The 13948-nt window shown below is 35.6% G+C and carries 14 protein-coding genes; 11 read left to right on the forward strand and 3 right to left on the reverse strand.

From position 1 onward, the window contains the following. Window positions 1-52 precede the first annotated feature (52 nt). The 4 genes from M028_RS0125505 to M028_RS33110 all read left to right on the forward strand — a co-directional run bounded on the left by M028_RS0125505 (window position 53) and on the right by M028_RS33110 (window position 4673). Entirely contained in the window at window positions 53-1234 is a 1182-nt protein-coding gene (locus M028_RS0125505; protein ID WP_026576378.1) for a M20 metallopeptidase family protein, read from the forward strand. Window positions 1235-1368: 134 nt separating this feature from the next. Beyond that, the gene (locus M028_RS0125510; RefSeq protein ID WP_026576379.1) at window positions 1369-2733 is read left to right on the forward strand and encodes a sigma-54 interaction domain-containing protein; all 1365 of its coding nucleotides are present in this window, start codon (window positions 1369-1371) and stop codon (window positions 2731-2733) included. Window positions 2734-2854: 121 nt separating this feature from the next. After that, window positions 2855-4450, forward strand: coding sequence for an amidohydrolase (locus M028_RS0125515; RefSeq protein ID WP_026576380.1), 1596 nt, complete (start codon window positions 2855-2857; stop codon window positions 4448-4450). A 73-nt stretch (window positions 4451-4523) separates the two neighbouring features. Then, window positions 4524-4673: a hypothetical protein gene (locus M028_RS33110; RefSeq protein ID WP_155925791.1), complete on the forward strand. Its 150-nt coding sequence runs from the start codon at window positions 4524-4526 to the stop codon at window positions 4671-4673. A gap of 29 nt (window positions 4674-4702) precedes the next feature. Here M028_RS33110 and M028_RS0125525 read toward each other — a convergent pair whose 3' ends face one another. Together M028_RS0125525 and M028_RS0125530 are read right to left on the reverse strand one after the other, a co-directional pair. Then, window positions 4703-5095 (reverse strand): spore coat protein, encoded by a 393-nt coding sequence (locus tag M028_RS0125525; protein ID WP_051591242.1) that lies wholly within the window; start codon window positions 5093-5095, stop codon window positions 4703-4705. 19 nt (window positions 5096-5114) lie between these two features. After that, window positions 5115-5405, reverse strand: coding sequence for a ferritin-like domain-containing protein (locus tag M028_RS0125530; RefSeq protein ID WP_035424689.1), 291 nt, complete (start codon window positions 5403-5405; stop codon window positions 5115-5117). Between the two features lie 188 nt (window positions 5406-5593). On the opposite strand from M028_RS0125530, the gene M028_RS0125535 reads away from it, so the two are divergent. The 4 genes from M028_RS0125535 (at window position 5594) to M028_RS0125550 (ending at window position 9261) form a co-directional block, all read left to right on the forward strand. Further along, complete coding sequence (locus M028_RS0125535) at window positions 5594-5977, forward strand: hypothetical protein (protein WP_331280339.1); 384 nt, start codon at window positions 5594-5596, stop codon at window positions 5975-5977. Next, window positions 5967-6461: an aminodeoxychorismate lyase gene (locus M028_RS0125540; protein ID WP_026576384.1), complete on the forward strand. Its 495-nt coding sequence runs from the start codon at window positions 5967-5969 to the stop codon at window positions 6459-6461. The genes M028_RS0125535 and M028_RS0125540 overlap by 11 nt, the downstream gene beginning before the upstream one ends. 362 nt (window positions 6462-6823) lie before the next feature. Continuing rightward, window positions 6824-8065, forward strand: coding sequence for an ATP-grasp domain-containing protein (locus M028_RS0125545; RefSeq protein ID WP_026576385.1), 1242 nt, complete (start codon window positions 6824-6826; stop codon window positions 8063-8065). Window positions 8066-8208: 143 nt separating this feature from the next. Beyond that, a complete protein-coding gene (locus tag M028_RS0125550; protein WP_026576386.1) occupies window positions 8209-9261 on the forward strand; it encodes a YheC/YheD family endospore coat-associated protein in 1053 nt (350 codons plus the stop codon). A 182-nt stretch (window positions 9262-9443) separates the two neighbouring features. Here M028_RS0125550 and M028_RS31060 read toward each other — a convergent pair whose 3' ends face one another. Further along, on the reverse strand, window positions 9444-10823 hold the full coding sequence (locus M028_RS31060) for a UDP-N-acetylmuramoyl-tripeptide--D-alanyl-D-alanine ligase (RefSeq protein ID WP_051591243.1): 1380 nt from the start codon (window positions 10821-10823) through the stop codon (window positions 9444-9446). Between the two features lie 341 nt (window positions 10824-11164). On the opposite strand from M028_RS31060, the gene M028_RS0125560 reads away from it, so the two are divergent. The 3 genes from M028_RS0125560 to M028_RS0125570 all read left to right on the forward strand — a co-directional run bounded on the left by M028_RS0125560 (window position 11165) and on the right by M028_RS0125570 (window position 13916). Then, window positions 11165-11488, forward strand: coding sequence for a hypothetical protein (locus M028_RS0125560; RefSeq protein WP_026576387.1), 324 nt, complete (start codon window positions 11165-11167; stop codon window positions 11486-11488). 318 nt (window positions 11489-11806) lie between these two features. Next, on the forward strand, window positions 11807-12214 hold the full coding sequence (locus M028_RS31065) for a GNAT family N-acetyltransferase (RefSeq protein ID WP_051591244.1): 408 nt from the start codon (window positions 11807-11809) through the stop codon (window positions 12212-12214). Between the two features lie 256 nt (window positions 12215-12470). Beyond that, window positions 12471-13916: a spore germination protein gene (locus tag M028_RS0125570; RefSeq protein ID WP_026576388.1), complete on the forward strand. Its 1446-nt coding sequence runs from the start codon at window positions 12471-12473 to the stop codon at window positions 13914-13916. Window positions 13917-13948 lie beyond the last annotated feature (32 nt).

Here is a 13948-nt window from a genome sequence, read left to right on the forward strand (position 1 = left end):
TCTCTGATCCATTAAAAACCAGGGAAGCTATTTTTGAAAGGGGATTTTCATATTGTTATCAATCCTTCATCAAAAACTAGATGAAATGTACGCTCAAATGGTGGAATGGAGAAGACATTTCCATCAGCATCCGGAGCTTTCTTTTGAGGAATTTGAAACATCTAAAAAAATCGCTGAAATTTTGACTAGCTATGACATTGAAGTGCGAAAAGGTGTAGGCGGTACAGGGGTTGTCGGGATTATACGTGGAGGAAAACCCGGCAAAACGATTGCATTACGAGCAGACTTTGATGCTCTTCCGATTCAAGATGAGAAAGATGTTCCCTATAAATCAAAAGTTCCAGGGGTTATGCATGCCTGCGGACATGACGGTCATACTGCCACGCTTCTCGGAGTAGCAAAGGTTCTTAGTGAAGTGCGGGACCAGTTGGCAGGCAATGTGGTTTTAATTCATCAACATGCAGAAGAAGCGGGTACAGGCGGCGCCATTTTAATGATTGAAGATGGATGCCTAGAAGGTGTGGACGTGATTTTCGGGACACATCTTTCTTCCCAAACACCGTTAGGCCTTGTGGGAACAAGAAAAGGGACATTAACGGCAGCTGTGGATGGCTTCGAAGTAACGATTTACGGTAAAGGCGGCCATGGCTCTGCTCCGCATGAAACCGTAGATTCGATCATTGTCGCGACACAGGTAATTAATCAACTTCAGTTAGTCGTCAGTCGAAGGGTGGACCCACAAAAACCTGCAGTCCTTTCAGTGGGGTCTTTCCATGCTGGGGAAGCGGCCAATGTCATTGCCGATAAAGCTGTTTTTACGGGAACGGTAAGGACGCTGAATTCAGATGTCAGGGATTTGATGGAAAGGGAAATAAAAGGAATCATTGAACAGGTTTGTGCGGCACACCATGCGCAAGCGGAGATTACCTATCACCGCGGCTACCCATCAGTCGTCAATCATGATAAAGAGACTGAGTTTTTTAGAAAAGTAACCTCAAATGATTTAGGAGAGGAAAATGTGGTGGAACCTGAAATTCTAATGGGTTCCGAAGATTTCTCGTACTATCTCGAACATGTCCCAGGGATGTTTTTCTGGACAGGTGCCGCCCTTTCTGATGCGAATGCTGTATTCCCACATCATCATCCTCGCTTTGATTTTGATGAGAAGGCGATGCTGGTAGCAGGTAAAACCTTTCTAAGTCTTGTCCACCAATATCTTAACGAAAACCAATAATAAAGCAAAAAACATAACAGTTCTTCCATTTAGTTGGGGGAGCTGTTTTTTCATTGATTTTATTTCGACATAATTTGCTATATACTAAAGTAAAAAGGATTCTTTCGTATTTTTAGACTAAATGGGTGGAAAAAATGAAGATTGATGTAAATAATTTTAAGCATTTAAAGGACTATGACAATATTTTGGTAACGGATGAGAACGGAACGATTATTTTCTATGACATGGCCGATCTAAAAGTTTTAACCGAGATGGGCGTAAGACCAGAAGAGTTTATGGGTAAGCATATCCTTAGTTCCTATCAAAATCTTACGTTTGAAAACAGTACGATTATTAACGTTTTAAAAAACGGAGAGGCCCTCTGTAATGTAAAGCAAGAATTAATTGTGAAAAATGGGAATACCCTTGTTCTTGTTAGTTCTACTTATCCGATTAAAGATGATGATAAAATCATTGGTGCCATCGAGTTTTCTAAACATTATTATTCAAGGGAAAATATTCAATCCTTGGAAAAGTTCGCAAGCCACAAAGTCTTTCGAAAAAACAATACAATTTATACGATTGAAAATATGATTACCGCAAATCCAAATATGGAAGCGATTAAAAACAAAATCGGGAAAATCGCTAAAACAAACTCCACGGTTTTAATTTATGGTAAAACAGGGACTGGAAAAGAATTGGTATCCCAGTCTATTCATAATTTAAGCGACCGGTTCAGCGGCCCCTTTATATCTCTTAATTGTGGTGCGATTCCACCGAACCTGATGGAGAGTACCTTCTTTGGAACCGTTAAAGGAAGTTTCACTGGGGCAGTGGACATGCCGGGGGTATTTGAACAAGCAAATAGCGGGACATTATTTTTGGATGAAATCAATTCACTTGATTTTTACCTGCAGGTTAAACTTCTGAAGGCTATTGAGGAAAAGATGATCAGAAGAATTGGTGGGACTAAAAATATTAATGTAGACATTAGGGTGATTTCTGCTACCAATGAAGACCCTGATTTGTTAGTTGCTGAAAAGCGCTTAAGAGAAGATCTATATTACCGTTTGGGGGTTGTCCAAATTGATTTGCCAACCTTAGCCGAACGACAAGAGGATATTGAAAAACTGCTTAAATACTATATTGATTTTTACAATAATAACATGAACATAAACATTGAGGGTGTTAAACCTGAGGTATTGGAGTGTTTTAAAAAGTATCAATGGTCAGGGAATATAAGGGAACTTAAAAATGCGGTCGAAACTGCCTTTAATAATGCCACCTCTTCTGTTATTACAATGGAAGATATTCCGAAGAGAATTCGTGAAAATAAAGAAACACTAGTACCTATTGGTACAGAGACTCTTGACCACTTAAAAGAGGCGGTCGAACATTTTGAAAAAGAAATGATTCAAAGGCAACTAACCAATATGAACGGAAAACTAACGGACGCTGCCAAACGATTGGGTGTCTCCAAACAATTATTGAAATACAAGATGGAGAAATATAAATTATGAGGACAAAACGGCTAATAAAATTCTTAGTCGTTTTTTTCTGAATAATAAATCATTATATACCTTTCGTTTCGTATTTTATTATATAATATATAATATACGGTTTTTCAAGGAGGAAATTTCGATGGCAAAGACCATTTTCACAAATGGGGTATTTTATACACTTGATTCAGAAAATCCAGTGGTGGATACAGTGGTAGTTGAGGACGGTAGAATTGTAGATTTAGGTTCACATCAGGATATGCAATTGCAATGGGGCAGACACAGTGTACATACGATTGATTTACAAGGAAAAATGGTTACCCCAGGATTAATTGACAGCCACTTACATTTATCAGGGGTTGCATTTAACTTTTTAGACTTAGATTTGACAGGCGTAAATTCGAAAAAAGCAATGCTTGAAAAAATCAGAGAGAAAGCAAGTACCGTAGCACCGGGAAGCTGGCTAGTCGGAATGGGATGGGATGAAAATCTCTTTGAAGATGGGACAACCCCAACGATTGAAGAACTTGATTATGCAGCACCGCATTGCCCGATTTATTTAAAAAGAATTTGCCATCATGCTTTTTTAGTAAACAGCAAAGCCCTAGAAATGTGTAATTATCACCCTTCAATCGAAGTTCCAATGGGCGGCAGTATTGTCTTGGACCCTGTAACGAAAAGACCAACTGGGCTTGTATTGGAATCAGCATCAAAATTGATTACAAAATACATACCAGAAAAAACATATGAAGAATTAAAACATGGTTTAGCTCAAGCTATGAAATTCGCTGCCAAAAAAGGTTTAACAAGTGTGCACACAAATGATCCGGTTTATTTTGGCGGTTTTGATCAAACCTATAGATTGTACGATGAGCTGATTAATCAGGAACACTATGGATTACGCTGCAATTTACTGATTGATTATCCGTTTCTTAAAGATTTAAAAGAAAGAGGGATGTCCGCTGGCTATGGCAATGATAAATTGCGGATTGGCGCAATAAAGATTTTTGCTGATGGTGCATTCGGAAGAAGAACCGCTTTACTTTCGAAGCCATATCAGGATGCTCCTGGACAATTTGGCGAGGCGATGCATGATCAGGAAACCCTTTATCAAATGGTAAAGGATTCCCGTGAATATTCGATGCCAATTGCTGTTCACACAATTGGTGATAAGGCATTGGAAAATGTCTTAGATGTACTAGATCAGTTCCCCGCGGTGAACCATCGTGATCGAATAATCCACGTATCGCTTGTTCGCGAAGATTTGATTCAGCGTTTAGCGAATCACAGCCGGATTGCAGATATTCAACCACGATTTGTGGTCGGAGATTACCCTTGGATTAAAGAGCGGCTTGGTATAGAACGTGAGCAGTATTTATATGCTTGGAAATCCTTACTTTCAAGTGGAGTTTTGTGTGCCGGAGGTTCGGATGCACCGGTAGAACCTGTTGACCCATTGCTTGGAATACACTCGGCGGTAACGCGCAGAGCACCACAGGATCAGCATGAAGGTTGGAATGTAAAAGAAAAGTTATCCATGCTTGAAGCGATTCAAGTGTTTACAATTGGCGGTGCCTATGCAACCTCCGAAGAGAATAAAAAGGGAACTCTTTCAAGGGGAAAACTAGCGGATATGACGGTGTTTTCGAAAAATCTTTTTGAAATCCAACATCCAGATGAATTGTTGGATACTACAATTGAAATGACAATTATTGATGGGAAGATTCAAGAGGTTTAGCTATAAATACTTTGATTTAATTTAAAAAATCTTAGCCATACTAGAAAGGAGCATGAATAGGGAGGTTGATAGCATGTTCGAGGATTTCTTTGGTGATTTTAAAAATTTGTGGGCTGGAAAACCTATCGATGACATTGATATAGAAGAATTTTATCGTTTGGAGTCCAAGCATACAAGAATTCGCCATGATGAGGATTTGCGAGAAGTTATTCGTGTTCATTAAATTTGTGCGTTTCTTAAAAAAGCCCGGTATCAATTTACCGGGCTTATATCATTGTATGGGAACTGTGAGGAATAGTTGTTAAACTGTTGATACGCCTGATCCAGTTTTTGTTGTTCTTCGGCTTCGAGTTTGTACCAGCCGCTTTGAAACATTAAATGATAGAACTCTCGGCAGCTTTGATGGGTTTCGTTTAGAATTTGAAGTAAGTCGGTATGTAGCTGCTGATGACTTGCTTCCCGAATGGCAATATTTAAACTGTCCGTTATATATTTACAAGTGCATAGGCCATCATTCAGAAAGTCCCGGTCGTTCATTTCTGGTCCTTTTACTTTGGGCAATTGACCCGTTTGCGGGTTTGCGATTTGATTTGGTTTTTGCGACTGCTGGCTTTGTTGATTTTGCTGAGCTTGTTGATTCTGCATCTTTAACATAACCTCCTTACTAAATTTGTGATTGTTGCATTTGTTGTGTTTGCTGTGGCATCGGGATACTTGCCATCGCCATATTGTTATTAACCTGAAGGTGAGTAAGCAATTTTTTATAATGATTTTGATGCATTCTCCCCGCTTTATCGAGTGCCTGTTTAAATTGTGGATTGGTTGCTTGTTGGGCGAGATGATGAAATTTCTTAAAAGCCAAAAGTTCCCAAGATAGCACGTCTTTAATGTAAAGAAGATCCTTAGTTGTAATTACCCTTGGTGGAAAGGGAATGGGTGGTTGATTATTTTGCATGATAAAAACTCCTTTCAACTTTTGTTTCTATCTATAGATTTCACCAATACACTTCGTTTTATGAAATGTGCTTGAAAAGAACTCCTTTTCTACGACTTTTTGCTTAATTTAAGAGAAATTTGTCGAAAAATCCATCATTTCCATGTATAATTACAACTTGTGACCACCTAAAAAAGGAGGAATGCATTATGATGGAATGGACATTAGCGGGCTTGTTTGGAGTCTCAGTATTGCTTTTAATTATTTCGCTGTCAAAAACAGCTCAAGCTACAAAAGCACAGAATAAAGGAATTGATTTAGTTCACGTTGAAGTTATGAAAGAAATCAATGATTTACAAGAATCAATTCGGAATATTGAGCTTGATATTGAAGTTGTCATGAATGAAGCGGGAGTTCAACTTTCTCCTAAGGAAAAAGTGTTTATGCGTGAAATACTAGACTTATATAAACGCAATTATTCAATTGAAAGCATTGCTGAGAGAAAACAGGTTTCTGCAGAAGAAATTAAAGAACTTCTTGCTCCTTACCTAAAATCTAAGGATGAAAGGAGAAGTATTTCAAATGCGGGTTAATCTATTGACCAGTTTTGCAGCAGGTATTCTTATTTCGACCACGATAAGCGGCGCTGTTTATTTTACCAATAAAACAGAAGCTGCAACAAAACCTGTCAAGGTAACGGAACAAACCAAAACGGTGACTGTTCAGCCAACAGAGGATGAAATGAAAAACAAGCTTGCAGCAGCAGGTTATGTTGTTCAAACAAAAGCTGATTATGATAAAAATCTGAATGATGCGAAAGCAGCTGCGCAAAAGGCAGCACCGGCAGATGACAATCAATCGAAAAAAACAGTTTATAGAGTTGTTCTGAATGTAGCAAATGGGATGACAAGTATTGATGTCGGCAGGGCACTTGAAAAAGCAAAAATCATTGATAATGCTTTTAAATTCTCGAAAGATATTGAGAAAAAAGGAATTGAAAACAAGTTACGACCAGGTACATTTGTAGTGGATAGTAACATGACCCGTGACCAGATTATCTCAACGATATTTAAATAATTATTTTTTATAAAATGAAAATCCCTACATGACTAGCTTAGGCTCAGTTATGTAGGGATTTTTTTTATTAAGAGATATAACCATCTGAACATTTTACATCTTTATTATGAGTGTATAGCCTATTGCTAAGGTCTGAACACACCTATAATTTATATAATTACCTTTGAGGAGGGGTGCTCATATATTAGCAGACGGTCTTTTCTTGTATATAAACATTTTACTTTTTTTGTAAAAATATGATGTTTGTCCATTCCATCCTTGTACTAAAAAAATATAAATACAACGTGAGAGTGTTTTTTTTCAGATCATTCTTTAATGAGTTAAATTCTTCAAAAAACATTGAGGATAGGATGATAAAGCTAATGAAAACCATAGTTTTTATTGAAACTAGTAAATCTGGGTCGAGTAGAGAAGCAATTAAAGCAGCAGAACGACTTGGCTATTTTACAGTGTTATTAACCAATAAAGCAAAATTCATTGAACAAAGAACAGAATTTCCCGATGTCCATCAAATGATATTAGTGGAATTATCCAATTACGATTTATTAAAAGAAAACATCATCAAGTTACAAAAACAAGGTAAACAAATAAAAGGTATTATGAGTTTTGTAGATCCTTTTGTCTATGTGGCCGCTGCCTTATCGGAAGAATTTTGTTCCAGTGTTGTCTCTGTTGATCCAATTTTAAAAATGGAAAATAAAGTTTTAACTCGTAAACTCCTCAAAAACCACAGCATAACTCCTAATTACGCAATATATACACAAGATAAATCCTTGAAGAATTTTATCAAAAAATACAAGAGATATTTACCCCTAATAGTAAAATCTCCATTATCTAACGGATCAAAAGATGTTCTGTTGGTAAATGACGAGAAGGAATTTAAGATTGCGATCAAACAATTATTAAAGAAAAATGAACAGGTTTTGATCGAGGAGTATCTAACAGGACCTCAATATTTAGTTGAGGCTTTAGTACACAATGGAAATGTGCATATTGTCGCAATAATCGAACAAACAATCAATTTGATTCAACGATTTATCGTAACTGGTTATAGTTTATTTGTGGATATCGAACAGGCTTTTTACGATAAAATCCTTGATACAGTAAGTTCCGTTTTAAAGGTTTTTCGAATGGAAAATGGTGCCTGTCATCTAGAAATGCGCTTAGTACAAGGAGAATTGAAATTAGTTGAAATCAACCCAAGAATATCAGGTGGTGCAATGAATCGAATCATTGAAGTCGGATATGGAATTAATTTAGTAGAGGAAACGATTCAATTAATGTTAGGAAATAAACCAAACCTCACTAAAAAGCATAAGAAGTATGTATATGCACAATATTTAATTGTTGATTCCCTAGGAAGATTAATCAAGGTAACGGGGAAAAATCGCAGCTCTCAGTATCCCGGTGTAGAAGAGGTGTATATTAAACCCCGAAAAGGACGAATCGTCCGTCCTCCTTTATCAATGGGGGATCGTTATGGATACATTTTGGCATCCTCAGATGTTAAAGAAGAAGCGAAAAAAATAGCCAGGAAAGCAGCAAGCGAAATTACTTTCTATCTTGAACCAATAGACAGATTTCCGGATAGAAATACAATCTGAAGACGTTTTCTATATTAAGTGTGCAACAAGTCCAAAGTTAGTTAATCGTGAACTTATAATGATTAAACAAAAATATTAGTATTGTCATTTAGGAAATAATTATGATTCTGATAGAATTTGAAGAAAGGTGGTAAAGAAGTATTATGACGCTAATTGGAATGCTTCATCACCGGTCAGATCCAAATGATGTAAAGAAGGCGTATGCTTTTGCCGCTGTAGCAAAAGCAGAAGGTGTAAACTTTTTTTACTTTACCCCAGGGAAGGTAAATATAAAAAAGCAAAAAATTTTAGGGCGATCCTATGAAAACGGCGAGTGGATTGAAAAGGAGTTTCCCTTTCCTGATGTCATATATAATGCGAGTTCTCCTGTAAGTAATAAAGCTGAACAAATCTTTGATTATTTATCTGAGAAGATTCCGTTTACAAGTCATTCCATCGGAGACAAATTAAGCGTATATAACAGAATAAAACATGCAAAGGAATTTGAACAATACCTTATTCCTTTTAATAAATTAACTGACATTAAAATGGGTTTGGACATGATCAAACATTATGAAAAGGTTATTATTAAACCGTTGTCTGGACATCAAGGTGGGGGTGTTGTTTATATTGAATATATTGAAAAATATGGAATAGAGAGTTACAAAATGAATGAGGCAGGATCGATATCATCTCCTAATGAAAAAGAATTGTTAAACTTGATATCCCAGAAAATTCAGGAACAAGAACACTTAATACAAAAGTATATTTCAAGTCAAACAGAATCAAGGCATGTTTTTGATTTTCGATTGCATGTTCAAAAAAATGGAGAAGGTAAGTGGGTTATTACTTCTATTTATCCAAGAATTGGACGTTTGGGAACCATTACATCAAATATGGGTAGTGGCGGTTATAGTACTTACCAAGACACCTTTTTAAAAATGGAGTTTGGTGACTCTTGGTATGATATTAAAAGGTATCTTGAACAATTTGCGATAAGCTTTTCTAACCATTTTGATTCTTTATATGAAGTTCCGTTGGATGAACTGGGAATTGATGTAGGGATCGATGAAAACCAAAAATTGTGGTTGTTTGAAGTAAATTGGAGGCCAGGTCCACCAAATATATATAGTGTTGAATTAGATGTAGCTAAAAATACGATCTTATATGCTAAATATTTGGCTGATAAAAATAAACAAAAAAGAGGAAAAAAATAGTATTTGCATTTAACCTGTCATGCAGCCTAAAGGCTGCATTTTTTCTATAGGAAAAAGGATTATTATTACTTTTATGACTTGGATAATAAGAGACCCAATTTAGGCAATAATGTAAGTTTCGCGATTATAAAAAAGACGATGCGATTCAATCGTCTTTTTTTATGTCTTTTATTATCTATCCATTACCTTCTTAAATATTCGATCACATCATCGAAGTCTGAGTCATTACCGCCTGTTTTGAAATAAACAATGTCATTTGGGATTAAATATGAATCAAAAAATCTCTTCATTTCATCTGCATCTGAAAAATGATAAACATTATGCGGATTTATTCCTGCCTCAATGGCTGGCTTTGCAAAATCTTTTGCAATGAATCCTTTGGTGATAAGAACATCGATCCCCAAATCGGCGAGTAATTTTCCTGCCTTTTCGTATTCTTCATCTGCATATTGACCCAATGCTGCCATCCTTCCCAGGACAGCAATTTTTCTTTGGGATGGCAAAGCTATCCTGCATAATGTTTCTAAGCCTTTTCTTAAGGAAGCTGGATTTGACTTCCAAGTATCATCCACCAACGTAATTTGTTTTCTTCCCTCAATTATTTGAAAATGGGATCCCATATGATGAAAAGAAGATAATCTCTTTAAAGCATAGTGAAAATCCACTCCTAAGATTGCAGCGGCGGCTAATGCTGCGGCGGCATTATATACATTATGCTCACCAAGACCTGGTATATATCCTTTAAATTCACTTTCCTTATATTTAATCCTGAAACTCATGCCGGATGAATTATATTGACATTTTTTAATCCTAAAAATAGCATCCCTGTTTTTACCGAAAGTTATAATCTCTCCCTTAAACCTAGAAGTATCAATGAGCTTGAGATATGGATCGTCTGTATTTAGGATGAGTGTCCCCTCATTGTTCATACCTTGCATTATTTTTGCCTTTTCTGCTAGATAATCATCAAAAGATCGAAATTTATCCGTATGGTCCACATCGATCATTGTCATAATCCCAATATTCGGGTAAAAATACCTGCAGGATTCCATCATATCCCCTTTTGAAGATACAGCTGTTTCAAATACTGCGACATCTGTTTGTTCATCTATTCCCATTAAATAAGGAAGGTTGTAATAACTGGCATTTTTGCTGGATATTGTGGCCTGGACATTGTTTGTTTCTTCTAAAATGTGTTTTAGCATTTCTTTGGTAGTAGATTTCCCACATGTACCCGTAATGGCGACTACAGGAAGGTTAAACAGGTGCCTGTAATACGAAGTGAATTTAAAGAAAGAGTCCTTGAGGTCCTTTACCATAATGATTTGCTCAGGATTTAATCTATCCATATGAGAAAATGGTGTATCAGTAACAATAAAAACATTCTTGTAATCTTTAATGGATTCAACAGGAATCTCTCTATTGTTCCAACGAAAATATAATGTATGACTTCTAATTTCATATCTGTCATAAGTGACCGTTTTGATTCTTATACCTTTTTGCTTTTCATTGGGCTGAATGTTCATTGCGGTTAAAATGTTCTCCAATAATAATGTCTTCAAAATGTTCCTCCTAAGTTCCTTTTTTCGAATAAGGCATCTCCCCAATAATGCTGTTTTGTATAGGAATAAGTGATCGAATCACTTTGAAATCAATAGCTAATTTATCATATGACATGTCCCACAATGCAGGTGTGTGATAAATACTCAGGAAATTAGCGGAAAATGAATAATTGTTAGTCATAAACCTATGAGCCTTTAGAATTTGAATAGCTATTTTGCATAAGCTTATTTCTTAATTTAGTAATGTCAGGCTTTAGTGCTGCCACTTCAATTTTCCACTAAACTTTTTCAAGTTTTGAAAATTCAGCTGCCTTCATACATATTTAATGGAGGTGTCGAGATTGAGACATAAAACGAGTGAAATTGAGTGTCTTGTATGCAACGGGATTCATTTTCGAAAAGGTTATTTTGTTCCGGAATATGAAAAGTATGATGATTTAACAAAATATAATGAAAAAGCAGAAGGGAAGATAAAATTCTTCTTGCATTCAGAAGAGAAGAATCCATTATTAAATGTTCCCGAGCAAACGGATTTATTTTCTTACATTTGTGAGGATTGCGGTTTTATCATGAATTTTAATCAGGAAAAACAAGTTGAGAGTAAGAAGGAGGAGCGAATTAGAAAACAAAGGCAAAAAATGTATGATTGGACTAAATTTAAATAGTACCTAAAATGAAGAGGCATGTGTATGGAACAAAAAGGGCTAGACACGATTAATTGTAGTGTCTAGTCTTTTCTGATAAAAGCATTAACAATTAAGCAGGGAGTCATGTGTCCATCCTTTGATCTTTAAAAGAAAAATTTAAGGTCCAGGAAGGAAAACATCACTTAAATCTAGAATGCATAGTTTATTCAAATCGTAATAAACTCTATTTATATATGAATCATTTTTATTAGGATTCTTCCATCATGTATCATTGGCACGATTATTGCTTGTAAATAGGTTGAAGATTATTTTCAACAAATGGGGGATGAATTTATCATGACCGTAAAACGATTGAAGAATTTCACGATAAGAAAGGCTGAAAAACAAGATGTTTCTAAACTGTTACCGATCATGCTAAATTACATGATCGATTTTTCCGACGAAAAAATGCATATCCACTTCTTAAACGAAATCTACAACGATTCTACAAAAGGATTACAATTTGTGGCTGAAAAGGATAACAAGATTGTTGGATTCGCAACCTTATATTTTACTTTTGATAGTCTTAAGGACAAGAAAATCGCCGTGCTGCATGATTTATTTGTAATTCCTGAATGCAGAATGGAGAAAGTTAATCAGACTCTATTTGAAACATGCCTAAAATATATTAGAGAAAATGATTTTTTATATATGATCTGTGAAACAACCGAAGGAAATAGCATAGCGAAAAAAGTCTATCAATAAAATCCGGGGCCAGTTTAGGCCCCGGATTTTAACATTTCAAGCTAATTCTTGAATGTAACCAAAAGGCCAAGGTGCTCATGTTATTAGGAAAAGAAAGTGACTGTTGTTAATCGAATCAAATAGTGTATATTATAATTTGGCCTTGAAGCCATTTGCCCAAAACTAAATCCGTTGTAAAAAAAGAGTTGTAGTATTCATTATATAAAGCAAAATTTATAAACGACAGGACATACTAAAAATAAAAAGGAATCGAGTTATGATCAGAGCAGATAGTTTAACCTTATCAATAAGTCTAGATAACAATCTTATAGTTTTATCGCAACAATTTAATGGGGGATCCAATCTAAAAATACGAAAATTAAACGTCGGGGAAGATTTAAAAAGAAAAGCTGCCATTATTTATATGGATGGAATTACAAATATCCAAAACATTCAAGAGAATATATTAGCCCCTTTATTAAAAATGTCGAACATGGAGAGTATTGAGTCTGTTATAAATGATCATCTTTCAATCATTGACGTAACTGTTGAATCTTCCATCGATGAAATTGCAAAAGGTTTAATAAAAGGGAAATGTTTGGTTCTAATAGATGACTGTAATCAAGGGATTCTTGCAGATGTCGCAAATTGGCAAAAAAGATCTTTGAGAGAACCTGATACACAGCGAACGATTAAGGGCAGCATGGTGGGTTTTAATGAACAATTGAAGGTGAATTTAAACCTTTTGCAGAATATGATCCAAACACAGAATTTGAAGATTGAATCGTTTCAAATTGGAATTGAATCACAAACAGACGTAGCTTTACTCTTTATAGATGGATATGTCGATGAAAAGGTACTCGAAGAAGTGAAAAAGAAAATTAACGGAATCGATGTAACGTATTTATTGGAAGCTCGTGTTATTGAAGACGCTTTGGAGGAGAAAAAAACGTTATTCCCCTTAGTTTTTACATCCGAGCGTCCTGACGTAACTGTATCCGCATTATATGAAGGACGAGTAGTCATTGTTGTAAATGGTATACCTTTTGTATTGATTGTGCCTTGTTTATTTATCCATTATTTTCAACAACCAGATGAATATAATTCAAAAGCAGGACGTTTTGGAATACGGATTTTTCGAATGTTCAGTTGGCTTTTAGCCCTTTTATTACCTGCTATTTATATAGCTATAACTCGGTTTCATACAAATTGGTTTCCTTCTTCATTTGAAAAAAAGTTATTTACAAATTCTGATACATTAATCCCTTTTGTATGGGAAGTTTTGTTTATCCTATTTATTTTTCATTCTCTTCTTGAAGCCACTTTACGAATTCCGAAAAATACCACTCTTCTTGTTACGCTAATTGGAACAATCACTATTGGCGAGACAGCGGTTTATGCAAAAATCATTCACCCTTTAACAATGATCGTGGTCGGTGTGAACTTTTTGACAGGTATCCATATTGCTAGCGGTGGTTTATGGGGATCTTTAATTTTACTGCGTCTTGTCTTTATCTGGATTGGGTATTTTTTTGGAATTACTGGCGTTCTTATCGGGTTTCTTTTATTAAGTATTTACATGGCATCGATTAAATCAATAGGTGTTCCCTATTTAGCTCCTTTGATTCCATTTCGTCTTCGTGAAATGAAAGACGTAATATTTAGAGGTGATTTACGAGGACTGATTAACAGTAAACATTCCTATCCTCATAAAAAAAAATGAAAAGTGAGTATTGTATTCATTTTTCCCCAAAG

This window comes from Bacillus sp. UNC438CL73TsuS30, assembly GCF_000482325.1.
Lineage (GTDB): Bacteria > Bacillota > Bacilli > Bacillales > Cytobacillaceae > Neobacillus.